Source organism: Ruania halotolerans, from assembly GCF_021049285.1.
Lineage (GTDB): Bacteria > Actinomycetota > Actinomycetes > Actinomycetales > Beutenbergiaceae > Ruania > Ruania halotolerans.
In genome coordinates, this window is record NZ_CP088017.1 from 3,268,028 (window position 1) to 3,286,254 (window position 18,227).

The 18,227-nt window shown below is 67.3% G+C and carries 14 protein-coding genes and 1 pseudogene; 7 read left to right on the forward strand and 8 right to left on the reverse strand.

Translation table 11 applies throughout. From position 1 onward, the window contains the following. Positions 1-68 precede the first annotated feature (68 nt). Positions 69-566 (forward strand): GNAT family N-acetyltransferase, encoded by a 498-nt coding sequence (locus LQF10_RS14655; RefSeq protein ID WP_231064569.1) that lies wholly within the window; start codon positions 69-71, stop codon positions 564-566. Positions 567-608: 42 nt separating this feature from the next. Here the strand turns inward: LQF10_RS14655 and LQF10_RS14660 are convergent, their stop codons facing one another. Beyond that, positions 609-2,294 carry an HNH endonuclease gene (locus tag LQF10_RS14660; RefSeq protein ID WP_231064570.1) on the reverse strand — a complete coding sequence of 562 codons (1,686 nt, stop codon included), beginning with the start codon at positions 2,292-2,294 and terminating at the stop codon, positions 609-611. A gap of 154 nt (positions 2,295-2,448) precedes the next feature. On the opposite strand from LQF10_RS14660, the gene LQF10_RS14665 reads away from it, so the two are divergent. After that, positions 2,449-2,769: a hypothetical protein gene (locus LQF10_RS14665; protein WP_231064571.1), complete on the forward strand. Its 321-nt coding sequence runs from the start codon at positions 2,449-2,451 to the stop codon at positions 2,767-2,769. 42 nt (positions 2,770-2,811) lie between these two features. Continuing rightward, positions 2,812-5,358 carry an aminopeptidase N gene (gene pepN, locus LQF10_RS14670; protein WP_231064572.1) on the forward strand — a complete coding sequence of 849 codons (2,547 nt, stop codon included), beginning with the start codon at positions 2,812-2,814 and terminating at the stop codon, positions 5,356-5,358. A 163-nt stretch (positions 5,359-5,521) separates the two neighbouring features. On the opposite strand, the gene LQF10_RS14675 is transcribed toward pepN, so the two are convergent. The 3 genes from LQF10_RS14675 to LQF10_RS19395 all read right to left on the reverse strand — a co-directional run bounded on the left by LQF10_RS14675 (position 5,522) and on the right by LQF10_RS19395 (position 9,947). Further along, on the reverse strand, positions 5,522-6,913 hold the full coding sequence (locus LQF10_RS14675) for a class II fumarate hydratase (protein ID WP_231064573.1): 1,392 nt from the start codon (positions 6,911-6,913) through the stop codon (positions 5,522-5,524). 107 nt (positions 6,914-7,020) lie between these two features. Then, positions 7,021-8,121, reverse strand: coding sequence for a class I SAM-dependent methyltransferase (locus LQF10_RS14680; RefSeq protein ID WP_231064574.1), 1,101 nt, complete (start codon positions 8,119-8,121; stop codon positions 7,021-7,023). Between the two features lie 170 nt (positions 8,122-8,291). Further along, entirely contained in the window at positions 8,292-9,947 is a 1,656-nt protein-coding gene (locus tag LQF10_RS19395; RefSeq protein WP_290371105.1) for a response regulator transcription factor, read from the reverse strand. Positions 9,948-10,094: 147 nt separating this feature from the next. Between LQF10_RS19395 and LQF10_RS14695 the strand changes: the two genes are divergently transcribed. Further along, positions 10,095-10,487 (forward strand): DUF1304 domain-containing protein, encoded by a 393-nt coding sequence (locus tag LQF10_RS14695; RefSeq protein ID WP_231064575.1) that lies wholly within the window; start codon positions 10,095-10,097, stop codon positions 10,485-10,487. Here LQF10_RS14695 and LQF10_RS14700 read toward each other — a convergent pair. Further along, positions 10,462-10,914, reverse strand: coding sequence for a GNAT family acetyltransferase (locus tag LQF10_RS14700; RefSeq protein ID WP_231064576.1), 453 nt, complete (start codon positions 10,912-10,914; stop codon positions 10,462-10,464). The two genes, LQF10_RS14695 and LQF10_RS14700, sit on opposite strands and share 26 nt — an antisense overlap. After that, the gene (locus LQF10_RS14705; RefSeq protein ID WP_231064577.1) at positions 10,911-12,035 is read right to left on the reverse strand and encodes a GuaB3 family IMP dehydrogenase-related protein; all 1,125 of its coding nucleotides are present in this window, start codon (positions 12,033-12,035) and stop codon (positions 10,911-10,913) included. The genes LQF10_RS14700 and LQF10_RS14705 overlap by 4 nt, the downstream gene beginning before the upstream one ends. A gap of 427 nt (positions 12,036-12,462) precedes the next feature. Between LQF10_RS14705 and LQF10_RS19485 the strand changes: the two are divergent. The 3 genes and pseudogenes from LQF10_RS19485 to LQF10_RS14715 all read left to right on the forward strand — a co-directional run. After that, positions 12,463-12,669: pseudogene (locus tag LQF10_RS19485) on the forward strand (VOC family protein); the annotation flags it as partial. Positions 12,670-12,769: 100 nt separating this feature from the next. Next, entirely contained in the window at positions 12,770-13,519 is a 750-nt protein-coding gene (locus LQF10_RS14710; protein WP_231064578.1) for an exonuclease domain-containing protein, read from the forward strand. 176 nt (positions 13,520-13,695) lie between these two features. Then, positions 13,696-15,510, forward strand: coding sequence for an ABC transporter ATP-binding protein (locus LQF10_RS14715; RefSeq protein ID WP_231064579.1), 1,815 nt, complete (start codon positions 13,696-13,698; stop codon positions 15,508-15,510). 96 nt (positions 15,511-15,606) lie between these two features. On the opposite strand, the gene guaB is transcribed toward LQF10_RS14715, so the two are convergent. Together guaB and LQF10_RS14725 are read right to left on the reverse strand one after the other, a co-directional pair. Beyond that, positions 15,607-17,145: an IMP dehydrogenase gene (guaB, locus tag LQF10_RS14720; RefSeq protein WP_290371106.1), complete on the reverse strand. Its 1,539-nt coding sequence runs from the start codon at positions 17,143-17,145 to the stop codon at positions 15,607-15,609. A gap of 35 nt (positions 17,146-17,180) precedes the next feature. Further along, on the reverse strand, positions 17,181-18,101 hold the full coding sequence (locus LQF10_RS14725; RefSeq protein ID WP_231064580.1) for a MerR family transcriptional regulator: 921 nt from the start codon (positions 18,099-18,101) through the stop codon (positions 17,181-17,183). Positions 18,102-18,227: the final 126 nt, after the last annotated feature.

Genomic DNA, 18,227 nt, shown 5'->3' on the forward strand with positions numbered 1-18,227 from the left:
GTCGTCGCCCCATCTGGTGACCTAGGTCACATCGATCTACGATGAGGATCCAGCCGGGAGGTGAGGAGATGGCGTCGAAGGAGTGCGTCGTCATCCTGCGTGAGGTACGAGACGCGGATCTGAATGCCTTCTTCGCTCAGTTGCGCGATCCAGAGGCGGCCTCGCTGGCCGGGGACATGTTCGAGGCGCCGAACGAACGCCAGGCCTTCGATGCTCGCTGGAGACACCTTCGCGCGGATTCCAGCGCCAACCTGCGAACCATCGAGGTGGAAGATGAGACGGGAACCCGGGTGATCGGGCACATCCGCGGGCGGACGGAATCCGACGAGCACCGCGTCTCATTCTGGATCGACCGCACATACTGGGGTCGAGGGATCACCACCCGGGCGTTGGAGGCCTTCCTCAAGGAGATACCGCATCGACCGGTGTTCGCCCGAGTCCCCCGGCACAACGACGCCGCCGTGGCGGTGCTCCGTAAGAACGGATTCGTGCACGTAGGTGCAGAAACGGGCTACGTGCCGGAGCGCGGGCGCGTGGTGAACGAACTGGTGCTCAGGCACAACTGAGACGCCCCGTAAGCGCCCTTCACGGCGAGAGAGTCTGGGGCCTCACGCCGCGCGGTCATCGCGGTCATCTCGGTCATCGCGGTCAGCCCGCTTGCCACGTCTGCCCAGGACCGCGGGGCGAGTATCAGAGCCACGCTCAGCATCAACGCCGCGCCCCGCGCGGACGCCGTGCTCCGACCATTGGCCATGCTCCGCGTGGACGCTGTGCCGGATCGCCTGGTCCGTCCGGGCAGGCGCTCGCTCACGCAGATACGCCTGCTGCATCTCAATGGCGTACAACTCAGCCCATTCGTCCGCCTCGGTGCACGGGGCCAGCGGCGATTCCGGTCGTTCCAGCGGCCCCGGCGGTACAGGCGCCCGGGAAGCGTAGGTGTGCCCCGTGGGAGTGCGAGTGACGACGGTGTGCACCAGGGAGGAATCACGGCGCTCGACCGGGCGAGCCGACCAGCCAGGCGCCAGTTTGGCGTAGTTGCAAGCCTCACACAGACCCTGGAGGTACTCGGCCTCGGTAGGCCCACCGTCGGCATAGTCAACGATATGGTCGGTATGTCGGATCGAGGCATCGCACCACGGTGTGCGGCAGGTTCGGTCACGGGCCCTGATGAATGCTGCCAGTCCGGCCGGCGCCCGACGAGCGCGCGACTGCATCGCCACCAGCTCACCGCTCCTCGGCTGCGTGAACAAGCGCCGCACCCACACCCCCAGACCGCCTGCGGCATCCGGCCCTTCTCGAGCACCGTTGTGCTGGCAGGCTCGCTCCTGCTGCTGCTTCCCTTGCAGCTGTTCAGCGCGCACGATCAGGTTCCGTGCCCAACGGGACGGAACCACTCCATAGTCGTTGACATCGGCAGGGTCGTCGGCACCATCGAGCAGGGCCCGGTCCGTCATCACCACGTTCACATGCACTGGCACCCCCTCAGCGCACGAGAGCCCCGTGACCCGCTCCACCAAGGTGTCCGCCATGATCTGCCCCCGCGCCCGCGCATCGCCCTGGGCGCGCAACTCATCAGCCCTCCGGCTAAGCGCCGCGTACACGGCCACGCCCTGAGCCACGGGCAGCAGGCTGGTGACCTGAGCCATCGTGTCCGGCGCCGGGCGGATCGTCACCCGCCGGTCAGCCTCTGCCTTCGCAGCCCGCCGCACCAGCGCTGCCTGGTCGAGCCGGGCGGTCAATGCTCGCGCTTCCGCGATGAACCGCTTGTCACCCCAGCCGGTGAACCGGGCCGGATCGGCACACAGCTGCGCATCGAATGCCCCGCGGTCCTCAAGCGTGAGGCAGGTGGACTCGCGCACCAGGAGCATGGCCCGCCATTCGCTCAGCTCACCCGCTGCCAGCGCGGCCATCGTGTGCGGCAGCTCCCTCGCGAGCGCCTTCCCCATCCCGAGATACTGGCTGCCTCGCGCGGGAGAGACTCGCCGGGCCAACGCCACCTGCGCGGCCACCCCGGCGCCGCGACGCTCGGCCGGCACGCCCGCCACCGCGCGCTCGGCTCGCACCGCTACGTCCAGGTCAGCCGCGAGGCGAGCCTGAACAGCTGCTGCCGAGCCGACCAGATCCTCCAACTCGCGCAGCAGGTCCACCCGCTCGGCGTTCGTCAGTCGAGTGAGTTCATCCTCACCCACAGCCGCGGCGGCCAATCGAACCTGTGCTTCCCGCGCCACCGCCCGCACACTGGACCCATCCGGCGCTGCGGCCGGATCCAGTGTAGGAGCGGGTGTCGACGTCATGACACGGAGCCTGTCATCGACCACCGACATTCACCCTGACCAGCGAAAACGCGACGATCAGGACGAACGCACCAGTCCGCCGTCGTGATCCTCGTGAACGCACGCCGGCGTCTCACACCGATCCAGTGGTACAGAGCAGCAGTACGCTCGTGGCGTGTCCATTCCCCTCACTCGTCCCGCCCTGATGGAGATCATCACGCGGCGCGGCTGGGAACGTGACGCGTGCTTCCTCGACGAGTCGACCATCCGGGAGGACGTCGTCGTCTTCGAGCCACGCAGTGCGGCGCACGGGACGGTCTGGGACGTCTACCTGACGTTGGAGCGGGCCTTCATCCAGGAGTCCACCCGTCGGACATTCGAGACGGAGTCTGGAGCGCTGGATCACATGCTCCTCAAGCTCGAACAGAGCGAGCGCGCCCGACGGCGAGGGGTCGAGGTGCACGCGCACACCGAGGACTGCGCCACCCACGACTGACAGCGCGCATCGCTGTCAGTCCGGCATGGCATGCTCGGAACCATGCCTGGAACTAATCTCACGCGAGACGAGGCCGCTACCCGCGCCGCCCTCCTCACCGTCGACTCGTACACCATCGATCTGAACCTGACCGGTTCGGACACCCACTTCGCAAGCACCACCGTGATCCGGTTCTCCTGCTCGCAACCCGGCGCCGCTACCTTCGCTGATCTCGTGGGCGCCGAAGCCCACCAGATCACCCTGAACGGCGCCGAACTCGACCCGGCCGCCGTCTACCGTGATTCCCGCATCCTGCTACGTGACCTGGCCGAGCAGAACGAGCTGCGCGTGGTGGCGACGCTGCCGTACTCCCGCACCGGAGAGGGACTGCACCGATTCGTCGACCCCGCCGACGGCCGGGTCTACACCTATACCCAGTTCGAGGTGCCGGACGCCCGCCGCGTGTACACCACCTTCGAGCAGCCCGACCTGAAGTCCGTCTTCACCTTCACCGTCACGGCACCGCAGCGGTGGCGGGTCATCTCCAACGCACCCACCCCTGAGCCTGCCCCCGCTGGCGAGGGCACCGCCACCTGGTCCTTTCCCACTACCGAGCGGATGTCCACATACATCACTGCGCTCGTGGCGGGCGAGTACCACGAGGTGCTCGACTCCTACGAGGGTGCCCACGGCACCATCTCGCTGGGCCACTACTGCCGCCAGTCCCTGGCCGAACACCTGGACGTCGAGACCTTGCTGCGCATCACCAAGCAGGGCTTCGCCTTCTTCGAGGAGACCTTCGGCGTTCCCTACGCCTTCGGCAAATACGACCAGCTGTATGTGCCGGAGTACAACATGGGCGCGATGGAGAACGCCGGCGCGGTCACCTTCCGGGACGAGTACCTACCCCGCTCACGGCAGACCCACTCCTTCTACCAGCAGCGCGCGAACACGATCCTGCACGAGATGGCGCACATGTGGTTCGGGGATCTCGTCACCATGAAGTGGTGGGACGACCTGTGGCTGAACGAGTCCTTCGCCGAGTGGGCTTCGCACCACGCGATGGCCAGCGCCACCGAGTACACCGAGGTATGGACTGCCTTCACGAATGCTCGCAAGAACTGGGCCTACCGGCAGGATCAGCTGCCCTCCACGCACCCGATCGCCGCGGACAATCATGACCTGGAGGCCGTGGAGGTCAACTTTGACGGAATCACCTACGCCAAAGGTGCCTCCACGCTGAAGCAGCTGGTGGCCTGGGTGGGACTGGAGGAGTTCCTCGCCGGGCTTCGCGCGTATTTCACCGAGCATGCCTTCTCCAACACCGAGTTCACCGATCTACTCCACGCGCTGGAGGCCTCCTCCGGCCGCGAACTCGCCTCGTGGGCAGATGAATGGCTGAAGACGTCCGGGGTGAACACCCTCGCCCCGGAGTTCACGATCGCCGACGGCGGTGCGTACGACTCCTTCACGGTGCGCCAGAGTGCAGCATCGGAGTTCCCCACGCTGCGCCGTCACCGGATCGGGATCGGCCTGTACGACCTGACGGGCGGCGTCCTCACCCTGCGCGAGCGCGTGGAGGTGGACGTGCAGGGAGAAGAGACGGCGATCGAGGAATTGGTCGGCAAGGCCCAGCCGGACCTGCTGCTGCTCAACGACGGCGACCTCACCTACGCCAAGATCCGATTGGACGAGCGTTCCCTGGCCACCGCGGTCACTCACATCCAGGATTCGCCGGACTCTCTCACCCGGGCCCTCCTGTGGGGTGCGGCCTGGGATATGACCCGCGACGCCCAGATGCCGGTGGCCACCTTCGTGGACCTGGTGCTGGCCGGGATCGGCACCGAGTCCGACCTGACCGCCGTAGGTCGCCTTCCTGCATCGGTACGCACCGCGATCGAGCTCTACACCGACCCAGCTGAGCGCGACGGACTTCGCAGCACCTGGGAGGCGGGACTGCGTGATCTCCTCATGCAGGCGGCCCCGGGCAGCGACCACCAGCTCACCTTCACCCGCGCGCTGGCAGCCGCGGCGCAGACGCCGGCCAGCCTCGATCTGATCGCCGCACTCCTGGACGGATCGACGGCGCTTGAGGGGTTGAGCGTGGATACGGATCTGCGCTGGGCGCTGCTGACCGGGCTGACCCGCACCGGCCGTGCCGGCGAAGAGCAGATCGCGGCTGAACAGGCTCGGGACACCACCATCTCCGGGCAGGAGCGTGCCGCGATGGCACGCGCCGTCCGCCCGGATGCCGAGGCGAAGGCCCAGGCATGGCGCGATGCCATCGAACGGGACGACGTCGCCAACGAGACCCAGCGCCAGATCGCCCTGGGCTTCGCCACACTCGGACAGGCAGATCTACTCGCTCCCTACCTCGAGCGGTACCTGACCACCGCCGAGACCATCTGGGAAGACAAGGGCGTGCAGCGAGCCTCGACGGCGCTCACGTACATGTTCCCGCTGCCGTTGGCCTCCGCCGAGGCGGTGGACCGGGTCACCCAGTGGCTGGTCTCATCACCGGCGAATCCGGCCGCGAAACGGTTCGTGCGCGAGGGGCTCGACGATATGCAGCGGGCGCTGAGGGCGCAGGCGCGGTCACGGCAGTCCTAGAGGCTGAACCGTCGAGGCCGGCACCCACCACAACGACGGCGTCCGGTCACCTCGCGAGGTGACCGGACGCCGTCGGACGTGACCAGTACGCATTCACAACACTGCGCGCGCGTGCTGCGGCTGCGCCGGCCAGGCGCTACCGGCGCGACAGCACGGGATGAGATTACGGATGCGTCATCGAGGAAACGTCCAGCGCTGCATCCAGGATCTCCGGGGTGATCTCGCCCCGCTCGACATAGCCGAGATCCTCCACCGCCTGGCGGATGGTGATGCCCTCGGCCACGGAGTGCTTGGCGATCTTGGCGGCCGCCTCATATCCGATATGCCGGTTCAGCGGTGTCACGATCGAGGGTGAGGATTCGGCCAGCTGCAACGCGCGCTCCTCATTGGCCGTGATCCCGTCCACACATTTGGTGGCCAGGTGGGTCGAGGCGTTCGCGAGCAGGGTGATCGACTCCAGGATGTTGCGGGCCAGCACCGGCAGCATCACGTTCAGCTCGAACGAACCGGAGGCGCCCGCGAACGCGATGGCGGCGTCATTGCCGATCACCTGCGCGGAGACCATCAAGGTGGCCTCCGGGATCACCGGGTTCACCTTGCCCGGCATGATCGAGGAACCCGGCTGCAGGTCCGGCAGGGCGATCTCGCCGAGTCCGGTGCGGGGTCCGGATCCCATCCAGCGGATGTCATTGCAGATCTTCGCGAGGGAGACGGCGATGGTGCGCAACTGCCCGGAGGTCTCCACGAGTGAGTCCTGGGCACCCTGCGCCTCGAAGTGGTTCGGTGCCTCGGTCAGCGGCAGCCCGGTGCGCTCGGCGATCAGCTCGATCACTCGCGGCGCGAAGCCGGGCGGAGTGTTGATGCCGGTCCCCACCGCCGTACCACCCAGCGGAAGCTCGGCCAGCCGCGGCAGGGCGGCGTTCACCCGGGCGATCCCGTTGCGGATCTGCTGGGCGTACCCGCCGAACTCCTGCCCGAGGGTGACCGGGGTGGCATCCATCAGGTGCGTGCGGCCGGACTTGACCACACCGGCGAACTCCTCCGACTTCGCCTCCAGGGACTGCGCCAGAGTGTCGAGCCCCGGCAGGAGCTCCTCGATCACCGCCTGCGTCGCGGCGATGTGGATCGACGCCGGGAAGGTGTCATTGGAGGACTGCGAGGCGTTCACGTGGTCGTTCGGGTGCACGTCGAGGGCCTCGGTGCTGGCGAGGGTGGCGATCACCTCGTTGGCGTTCATATTCGAGGAGGTGCCCGAACCGGTCTGGAAGACGTCGATCGGGAAGTCGTGGTCGAACTCGCCACTGATCACCCGGTCCGCAGCGGCGCCAATGGCCTCAGCCCGCGCCTCGTCGAGTACACCGAGTTCCGCGTTGGCTTGCGCGGCGGCGCGCTTGATGTGAGCGAGCGCAGCGATGTGGTGCCGGGAAATCCCGCTTCCGGAGATCTGGAAGTTCTGTACCGCCCGTTGGGTCTGCGCCCGGTAGGTGGCGTTCTTCGGAACTTTCACCTCGCCCATCGTGTCGTGCTCGATGCGGTACTCGATCTCCTGCGTCATCAGTGCTCCGTGGTCGGGCGAATGCGTGCTCGCGGCCAGTATTCCACCAGCCGCGAGCACACGGGGACCGAGCTGAGCCGGCCAGCCAGCCTGACTGGGCCCCCGGGTCAGGGCCGCGCCACGTAGTAGACGTTCAGCGGGTCGTCATCCAGCTTGGTCACCTCGACCCGGCCGAACCCGGCACCGTCGAGCATCTCCTGCGCGCGCTGCCTCCCCCACGCAGTTCCCAGCCCTGCTCCCCCGTAGGCGAGCGAGACGGTCATGCAGTGGAACACCGAGAACGCGAAGGCTAGCGGCGCCATCGGGGCGCCGACGTTCTCCTCGAGGTGGGAGGACAGGTCGATATCGCCCATCAGGAAGACCCCGTCATCGGCAAGCACTCCCCGGATCGCCGCAAGCACAGCGGCCGGCCGGGCCTGATCGTGGATGGTGTCGAACGCGGTGACCACGTCATAGCGGCCACTGATCTGCGCGGCATCGCCGATCTCGAACGCCGCGTTCTCGAGCCCCCAGGCCTCGGCTTCCGCCCGAGCCAGGCCGATTCCCTCGGTGGAGATGTCCTGTCCAGTGAACCGGCTCTTCGGGAAAGCCCGCGCCATCACGGTGACGGCACGCCCGGCCCCGGTGCCCACATCAAGCACATCGACACCCGCTTCCAGCCGCTCCACCAGGGAAACTGCGAGCGGGAGAATGCCGGAGACCAGGACGGCGTCGTAGACCCGTGCGGTCTCGTCCCGCTGGATCTCCTGGAAGGTGTCGTACGCCTCGTAGCCGAGACCTCCACCAGCCCGGAAGACGCGGGCGATCTCCGGCTCAATGGTGCCCATCAGGCTCATGTACCGGGTGAACAGGGAGAGGTCGTCCACCCCGGCGCCCGAGGTCAGACTGGCGGCATGTTCGGCAGGCAACCGGTACGTGCGATCGGCTGGGTCGAAGGCGACGATCCCGCCCACCACCATGCCGCCGAGCCACTCCCGCACGTATCGCTCGTCGAGCGCGGCTGCGCGAGCGAGTTCGGTGCTCGTCACTGGAGCGTTCTGGTCGGCCAAGGTGTCGAGGAGCCCGGTGCGATTCCCCAGGCTGACCATCAACACGAGGGCAGCGGCGTCGAGGGAGCCGACGAACCGATCGGCGAAAGCTGCGGCACGCTCGGCATCGAAGGCGGCAGGCTCGTCGGAAGTGCCGACGGCGGTGGATTGCATAGACATGAAGACCTCCGGTCGTTGGGGTGTGGAGTCCACACTCCTCGCCGCCCGCTGGCGGCGATACCGTGCCCGCACGTAGGTCGCCCGGAACCACACGTAGGCGCACCGACGCCGGCCCTCGCCCCGGTCCATCGAGGCACCCCATCCAGCCACCGACGATCGGATCGCACCGCTCAGCTCAGAATCGTCCGGTGCGCGTAGGCGATCGCGATCGAACGCGCGGCCGATCCGCTCGCCCCCAGAGCGAGATAGATGTTCGACAGATGCCGTTCCACAGTGCGTACGGACAGCACCAGGTGCGCGGCGATCTCCGCGTTCGTCATACCCTGCGCCGCCAGGCGCAACACCTGGACCTCCCGCGAGGTGAGGGCTCCGCCGTCGGCTGGGCGCAACGACGCCTCGATCTGTGCGGCAAGCCGGACGGCCCCCGCCGCTCCCAGCATTTCGGCCGCCACCCGGGCTTGGGCTGCCTCCCGCCGTGCGCTCCCCGCGTGCCCGCAGCCACGGAGCGCCTCGGCCAGACCGATCCGCGCTTCGATGGTCTCGTACGCCAGGCCGGCCTCGTCGAGGTCATCCACTGCCTGTTCGAAGTGCGACACCGCGGCCTCAGGCCCGTGAACGTCCCGGATGATGCGTGCGCGGCACAGGACGGCGGTACCGCGGATGCCGGGCGTCGGCACCCGCTCGGCCGTGCGGGTCAGCTCCTCGCCCGCCCGCTGTGCCCGTTCCACATCGCCCAGGGCCAGACGAGCGCGCACCAGCACGTCCAGACCGTCGATCCGTTCGACCACATCCTCGGGCGAGACCATCCGCAGATACCGCTCGGCCAGATCGGCAGCAGGTTCAGCCTCGCCGCAGGCCAGGTGATGGGCGGCACGGGAGGCAATCACCAGATGTCGCACCGCCCGCCGGTACGGTTCCCGTTCCGCCACCAACAGATCATCATGGGCCTGCGCCAGGCGTCCCTGCCGCAGCCGCAGCCGCGCGCGGGTGACGAGGCCCATCGCTACCGTGAGCGGCCGACTCTGCCCCTCCATGACCGCTTTCTGCAGGGCAGCCTCTGCCTCAACCCACCGCCCCGCAAGCACCATGGCAATGGCGTACTGCGTCCGTGCAGCGGCGATGAACGCGGCGCCCCCCGCCTCGGCCACTGCCATCGCCCGTTCTGCCCACTCCACCACTCGGCCGGCGTCGCGAAGCCGTTCACAGGCTGTCAGCAAGAGGCAGTACGCGTCGAACGCGTCTGCCACAGAAAGCTCCCCTGCTGCCGCTGCGAGCGCTGCGGGCTCAAGTTGATGCATCCCGGTTTCCAGATCACCGAGCATCACGTCGATGAGCCCGAGATAGGCCTGGCCAATCAGGATGTCCTTGTGCGTGCCGAGACGCCGGGCGATCTCGACGGCAATCACGGCGTGCCCCCGCGCGCCGACGGGATCCTTGTCGTAGGCAAGCGCGAGATAGGCCTGCATCCCCGCGAGATGGACGTGCACTGACTCCTCGGGGAGGCTCTCGATCAGCTGAGCCGCGCGAGCGAGCCAGCCACGGGCCACTGAGAAGGCGCCCGCATGTTCCAGAGTCAGATCTGCCAGCGTGAGCGCATCGACGGCGGCGGCGCCGACCTCCTCCACGTCGAGTCTGCGCCGGTACGCTGTCTCAAGCGCAGTGCGTGCAGCGGGGATGTCGTCCAGCACTCGGCACGCAGTGGCCAGACCTTCCAGGGCGGCAGGGTCCTCGCCCCGGGAGAGGAGCTCGTCGAACGCGTCCCGGGCGGCAGCGTATTGCCGTGCAGCAAGCAACGCCTCAGCACGGGTGCGCAGGTCGTTCGTCACACCTCACCTCCGCGATCAACGGACGTGGTCGAGCGTACTCCCGAGGTCTCGCGCGCGGATCTGTCGAAACCCCAGACGACCGGCAGCGCGCAGGAGTAGCGTGGGCGGGCCCGTCCGAACGTTCGGACCCGACCATCGGAACTGCCCATGCAGACTGTCGCGCTCGTGCTCGCTACCCTCGCCGCCCTGATGCACGTCTACATCTTCGTGCTGGAGTCGTTCGCGTGGGACACTCCGCGCGGGCGGGCCACGTTCGGAACCACCCGTGACAAGGCCGAAGCCACCAAGGAGTTGGCCTACAACCAAGGCTTCTACAACCTGTTCCTGGCGCTGATCACCGCCGCCGGTGTGCTCCTCGTTGTCATGGACATGGCGGCCGGCGCCGGGCCCGCGCTCCTCTACGCCGGCACAGGATCGATGGCTCTCGCCGCCCTCGTCCTCGTCACCAAGAATCCCCAGATGGCGCGACCGGCCGTCATCCAAGGCACCGTGCCCGCGCTGGCCGTCGTCCTCCTCACCGTGGCGCTGCTGACGGGCTGACGGCCCGGTCACCGTCGAGCCAGCGCCCCCAGACGGTCACGGTCTGTGCCTCGTACCCGAGTGACGCGTAGTACTCCCCCACGGGATTGCCGTCGCGCACCATGAGCTGCACCTTGGCCGCCCCGTGGGCGGCCAGCCATGCCTCCGCTGCCACGACGAGCCGGCGGCCGTGCCCCTCGGCCTGCCGGTCGGGTGCGACGGCGAGGTAGTAAATCCACCCACGGTGGCCGTCATATCCGGTGAGCACGGTCCCGTACAGGTTCCCTGCGCCGTCGGCCAGCACGAGCACGCAAGCGTCCGGTGTGGCGAGTGCCGCACCGAAGTCGGCGTGCGGGTCGTTCCACGGCCTGGTCAGGCCGCAGGCCTGCCACAGGTTCACGACGGCGGAGGCATCCTCCGCACGCGCCTCACGTAGTTCGGGAGTCACCGGGGCGAGTAGGGCGAGACCACGACTTCCACACGCTGGAATTCCTTGAGGTCGGAGTACCCGGTCGTGGCCATCGCCCGGCGCAACGCACCGAACATGTTGAGCGTGCCGTCGGCGCGGTTGCCGGGTCCGAGCAGGATCTCTTCGAGGCTTCCGACCGTGCCGACGCGCACCCGCTCACCACGGGGCAGTTGGGGGTGATGGGCCTCGGGGCCCCAGTGCCACCCCTGACCCGGAGCCTCCCCAGCGCGTGCGAGCGCGGCACCGAGCATGACCGCGTCAGCCCCGCAACCGATGGCCTTGACCAGGTCACCGCTGCGGCCCACACCGCCGTCGGCGATCACGTGCACGTATCGGCCACCGGACTCGTCCAGGTAGTCGCGGCGCGCTGCGGCCACATCCGCGACGGCGCTGGCCAGCGGCGCGTGAATGCCCAGAGTCTGCCGAGTCGTATGCGCGGCTCCACCGCCGAACCCGACGAGTACGCCGGCGGCACCGGTGCGCATCAGATGCAGCGCTGCCGTATAGGTGGCTGCCCCACCCACGATCACCGGGACATCCAGCTCGTAGATGAAGCGCTTGAGGTTCAGCGGCTCCGCGTGACCGGAGACGTGCTCGGCCGAAACAGTGGTGCCGCGGATCACGAACAGATCGACGCCGGCGTCCACCACGGTGCGCCAGTGTTCCTGCGTGCGCTGCGGTGAGAGCGCGGCCGCCACCGTGACCCCAGCCGCGCGGATCTCCTGGAGCCGCGAGGTGATCAGCTCGGGGATGATTGGCGCAGCGTAGATCTCCTGCATCCGTGCCGTGGCTCCGTCCGCCGGGAGCTCAGCGATCTCTTCGAGCAGCGCGGTGGGGTTCTCGTACCTGGTCCACAGGCCCTCAAGGTCGAGCACACCGATCCCGCCCAGCTCGCCGAGCTGGATCGCGGTCTCCGGGCTCATCACCGAGTCCATCGGTGCGGCCAGCACCGGCAACTCCACCTGATAGGCGTCGATCTGCCAGGCGATCGAAACCTCCTCCGGGTCCCGGGTACGCCGGGACGGCACCACGGCGATGTCGTCGAAGGAGTAGGCGCGGCGGCCCCGCTTGCCTCGGCCGATCTCGATCTCGTTGCTCACGTCCCACAGGCTACCGGGCTATACGCACCGCGACGCGCTCCTCCACCGGGGTGACCCCGGCCGATTATCGTGGCCTCGTGGCCTCGTGGCCCCGACCTGGCTGACCGCCTTCCTCGATCTCGATCCCCTCCACTACGAGTCGGGGGTGCGCTTCTGGCAACGCGTCACGGAGACTCACCTGTCACCGTCTCGCGGAGATCACGAGGAGTTCGCCACGCTATTGCCGCTCGACGGCGACCCGTTCCTGCGCGTACAGCGTCTGCAGGATGGTCCCGGCGGTGTGCACCTCGATGTGCATCGGCCGGGACACACGTTCGAAGTCTGCCGATCCCCTGGACAGTTGGCCTACTGCGTGGTTCCTGCCCCTCTGTCACAACGGCCTGCAGCATCGCTGTGGCCGGGCGGCCACCGGTCGATCGTCGATCAGGTGTGTCTCGACATTCCTGCCGGTCGCTACGAGGACGAGTGTGCCTTCTGGCGCGCCCTGACCGGCTGGGAGCTGCGCCCCTCGGCCGTCCACCCGGATTTCCGGTCCCTGGTCCGTCCTCAAGGTCAGCCGATCCGGTTGCTGCTGCAGCGAGTGCACGACGACCGTCCTCGGGTGAGCGGGCACCTGGATATCGCTACTGACGATCGTGACGCTGATGACCGGTCACGAGCTCCGGGAACGCCACCCCCGTCAGTGTCAGTGCCACGTGGTTACCTGGACAACACGTTCGGGAGGTGGATGAGACATGGCGACCTGGGTGGACGGACCTTTGCTCGGTTTCGACACCGAGACCACGGGCGTGAACCCGTTCCGAGACCGGATCGTGTCTGCGGCGTTGGTAGGACGCGGGGCACACGGGACCGAGCAGCGAACCTGGCTGATCGATCCTGGGGTGGACATCCCAGAGCAGGCGGCCGCGATCCATGGAATCAGCACCTCCCACGCGCATCAACACGGGATGGCACCACGCCGCGCCCTAGCCGAGATCTCTGCTGAGCTGACGGCGGCATTCCGGCTCCGGGTGCCCGTCGTGGCTTTCAACGCCGCCTTCGATCTCACCATCATCGAACGCGAGTTGGAGCGCCATGGCCTGCTCACCATCGGTGAGCGACTCGGCCGTCCGCTCGCCCCCGTGCTGGATCCGCTCGTGCTCGATCGAGGTCTCGATTCGCACCGCCCAGGCGCGCGCAAGCTGGTCGATCTGTGCGGCTACTACGGCGTGCGGGAGTCGGGCCGTCTGCACACCGCCGATGTGGACGTGGAAGCGACCCTGGATGTGCTCGCGGCGCAGACCCGCGAGCACCCAGGCCTGGTGGAACGGTCTCTCGGTGACCTGCACCACTGGCAGACCGATCAGCATCAGCGCTGGGCGGAGACGGTCAACAGACGGCGGCAGCGGGAAGGTCTCGACGGCTTGGATGCGGGCACCGAGTGGCCGCTGCACACCGTCGAGGAGCCGTGCCCTCCCACCAGGGCGGATTCGGTTCCTGCCTGACCTTCTGGATTCACCCGACCACCTGCATTCACCCGGAATACCTGCACCCGCGATTCACCCGACGATCGCCCTAGTGAGCGAGGTCACACGTCGATCCGGCCTCACAGACGGGTCGGCGGAATCACCGCAGTCGGACTGCGTTGCAGTAGTCAGACACCGCACGAGAGGTTCACCACATGTCCGCGCTCGCGCGCATCCTGCGCTTCACCCGCTCCCTGATGCCGTACTACGTCGGCATCATGATCGCAGCAGCCGTGGTCACGGCCACAGGGCTCGCCGTGCCATTCATCACCGGACGCGCCACCGATGTGATAGTCAACGCCGTCGGCGGCTCCGGCGGCGAGGACGTGGTCGGTGCGACGATCCGGACCGTGCTGCTGCTCGCAGCGGCCCTCCTCCTGGCGGAACTGGTGGACACGCTGGTGAGTAACGTCGGGGGATACTGGGGCGATGTGATGAGCGCGAAGATGCGCACCATCTTGTCCACCCGGTATTTCGAGAAACTCCTGGCGCTGCCCCAGCGCTACTTTGACAATGAGCTCACCGGCACCATCGTGGCCCGGCTGAATCGATCGATCGCCGAGATCACGAACTTCATGAAGTCGATGTCGAATATGTTCGTCACGCTCATCATGACCACGATCGCCGTCCTGATCATCAGCGCCTGGCACTACTGGCCACTCGCGGTGCTGCTGCTGATCGCCTACCCGATGTACCTGTGGCTGACCGCATTGACATCCACGAAGTGGCAACGGATCGAAGGCCGCAAGAACGATCATGTGGACGTTGCCTCAGGCCGATTCGCCGAGGTGATCGGTCAGATTCGGGTAGTGAAATCGTTCGCGCGCGAACGCAGCGAGCTGCGTCAGTTCGAGGAGCACTTCGAGGCCACGGTTGGCCTCACCGGAGAGCAGTCCCGGCACTGGCACCGGATGGACGTGATCCGCCGTGCCGTCCTGAACGTCATCTTCTTCGCGCTCTACGCGATCATCTTCATTCGAACGGTGCAGGGCCACTTCTCCCCCGGTGACATGGTGATGCTCGTGCAGTTGATGGCGATGGCTCGCCAGCCTGTGACAAGTCTGAGCTACGTGGTGGACACAGCCCAACGAGCGATCGCTGGTTCGAAGAGTTACTTCGAGGTGATGGACCTCGACCACGCACGGGTGGGAGGCGATGGCCCACGGCCGCAGGAGCTGACTGCGGCGAGCACTGTCAGCACGGACGGGCCGATGATCGCCTTCACCGATGTCCGCTTCGGCTACGACAACGACGACGACGTCCTCTCCGGCGTCTCCTTCGAGATCGCGCGGGGTGAGCGGGTCGCCTTCGTCGGCGAGTCCGGTGGCGGCAAGACCACCTTGATGAACTTGCTCATGGGCCTGTACGGCACGCGGTCCGGCTCCATCGAGGTGGCCGGTGCGGGCGCCGACCTGGAGACACTGCGTCAGAACATCGGGGTGGTGTTCCAGGATCCGTCGCTGTTCTCCGGCACCATCGCCGAGAACATCGCCTATGGCCGCCCCGACGCCACGAAGGAGGAGATCGTCGCCGTCGCTCGGCGTGCCGCCGTGGACGAGTTCGTCCGCAAGTTCCCCCGCGGTTATGACACCGTGATCGGTGAGCGGGGGATGAAGCTCTCCGGCGGGCAGAAGCAGCGGATCGCCGTGGCTCGAGCGATGCTGAAAGATGCTCCGATCCTGGTGCTGGACGAGGCCACCTCAGCGCTGGACACCAAATCGGAGCGCCTCGTGCAGGCAGGGCTGGAGAAGCTGATGCACCAGCGCACGTCCCTGATCATCGCCCACCGGCTCTCCACAATCGCGGACGTGGATCGGATCATCACCCTCCGAGACGGACAGATCGAGGAGATCGGCACCCCGGACGAACTGGCCGCCTCCGGCGGCATCTACGCCGAATTGCTGGCGCTGCAGCACTCCTCAACCGCGGCTGACCGGAAGCGGATGAAATCCTACGACGTGGTCGGCTGAGGGACCACCCGCGCCGCTCGAGCGCACGAGCCGCGCATCGCTCCACTATTCAGCGGCGCTCGCCGGTGGTGATGGGCTCGTCAGTGGTGATGAAACTCAACGTCCACGGTAGTTCGGCGCCTCAGAGACCATCTGGACATCGTGCGGGTGAGACTCTTTCAGACCTGCAGAGGTGATCCGCACGAACTTCCCGCGGCGCTGCAGCTCAGGAACAGTCCGGGCGCCCACGTAGAACATCGACTGGCCGAGCCCTCCGGTGAGCTGATGCGCCACCTGCGCGAGCGGGCCACGATAGGGCACCTGCCCCTCGATACCTTCAGTGATGACGTCGTCATCGGAAACGTCGCCCTGGAAGTAGCGGTCCTTGGAATAGGAACGACGATCCCCGCGTGACTGCATCGCCCCGAGTGAGGCCATCCCTCGGTAGCGCTTGTACTGCTTTCCGTTGACGAACACGAGGTCGCCCGGGGACTCATCGCAGCCGGCGAGCAATCCGCCGAGCATCACCGAACTTGCACCGGCCACCAGGGCCTTGGCGATGTCACCGGAGTACTGCAGACCGCCGTCACCGATCACCGGCACCCCGGCCGGTTTGCAGGCCAGGGCGGCCTGGTAGATCGCGGTCACCTGGGGAACGCCCACTCCGGCCACTACACGGGTGGTGCAGATCGAGCCTGGACCCACGCCGACCTTGACGGCATCCACACCTGCATCCACGAGTGCCTGGGCGCCTTCACGAGTAGCGACATTCCCACCGATGACCTGCACGTGCGCCGTGGCCGGATCACTCTTCAATCGGCGCACCATGTCGAGCATGAGGCGGGCGTGGCCGTTGGCGGTATCCACCACCAGCACGTCCACTCCGGCGTCCACGAGCGCGGTTGCGCGCTCCCACGCATCGCCGAAGAATCCGACGGCGGCGCCCACCCGCAGGCGACCTTCACTATCCTTGGTCGCGAGCGGATACTGCTCTGACTTCACGAAATCCTTGACGGTGATCAGGCCTTGGAGCCGGCCGGCGTCATCGACCAGCGGCAGCTTCTCCACCTTGTGCTTGCTCAGCAGCGCGACGGCCTCGGCGGCGGGGATTCCCACCCGCCCGGTCACCAGAGGCATCGGCGTCATGATCTCGCGCACCGTGGTGGTGACGAACTCGTTCAACGCCACGAACCGGATGTCTCGATTGGTGATGATGCCGAGCAGGATCCCGGCGTCGTCCACCACCGGCATACCCGAGACGCGGTACTTGGCGCACAACTGGTCCATCTCGGCCAGATTGGCGTCGGGTCCGATCGTGAGCGGGTCGCTGACCATTCCCGACTCCGACCGCTTCACCAGGTCGACCTGGCCGGCCTGGTCGGCGATCGGGAGGTTGCGATGCAAGATCCCGATACCGCCCTGGCGGGCCATGGCAATCGCCATCCGCGATTCGGTCACGGTGTCCATCGCCGCCGAGACGAGCGGGATCTCGAGCGCGATCTCTCGCGTCAGGAAGGTGCCTGTATCGGCCTCGCTCGGGATGACGTCGGTCTCGCCCGGCAGCAGGAGAACGTCGTCGTAGGTGAGACCGACGAAGGCGAACGGGTCGGACTCGATGGCGGTCGGAGCATGCGGGGGGGCGAGCGGCTCGGTCACCTGGCGATCATAACCGCGGGCGGGAACCGGTGAATTCAGCTGGAGCGGCCAGACGGGTGCAACGGCACCTGATCAGCCAGCAGGCTCACAATCTCGTGCACCGCGCCCGCCAGCGTTCTGGCGCGCGGAAGGTCTGCCATCGGTGAGCGAACACCCGTGAGTGAAATCACGAAAGCCAGTCGGTCGCTGGCATGCATCGCCTCCGCCACGGCCAGCGCATCCCGCGGCTCTCCGAGTAGTACTGCGAGTTGAACATGAGGGTCGGAGGCGACCGCCACAGAACCAGACGTGCGACTGCGGCGGGCCGGGCGAAGCACGCGGGCGCCTATCCCACGCCTGAGGAGCTCACCTGCGAGGACGTGGGCGTCGAGATGGTGGTCAAGGTCGGCATAGATCATCACCCGTGCCTCCATCTCGGAAGCCGGAGCCTCGTCACGTACAGCCGCAAGCAGAGCGGCTCCCAGTGCTGCCACCGGATCCCGCCCAGCACGGTCACCGTGATCGCGGGCCTCGAGGAGGTCGAGCGCCGGCCGCACGAGGTTCTGCCATGCGCTGAGCCCCCCGGACTCGCGCACCGACCGGTGGACCATCCGATGCAGCCGTCGTTCTTCGGTCTCGACGGCGGCGGCCGCTAGCGACAGCGGATCGAGGATGCCGTGCAGACCTTCCTCGTCCACTTCGGGCACTGCCTCATCGACCGCCAGTCCACGCGCGAGCCGGGCGGCGTCCGCCGGAGCTACACCCTCTCTGGTGAGGCGGCGCATCGTCTCCAGGCGAGTGATGTCCTCGGCGTTGTAGCGGCGATGCTGGCCGGCAGTCCTGCTGGAGGGACCGAGACCGTACCGCCGGTCCCACGTTCGCAATGTCGAGGCAGCGACACCGAGTCGCCCCGCCACGGCTGCCACGGTGAGGCGGATCCGTGCGTACTCGCGCTCGTTCGAACCGGATCGCGCCATGGGCTGGCACTCCTCTCGGGCGAACGTGCTGACATCTGCTCTGGCAGCGTACGTCCGGAATCGAAGTCGAACAACTTGTGGGCACACAGGAGTCAATTTGCGACCGGGTCTTGAACAACTTCTGAA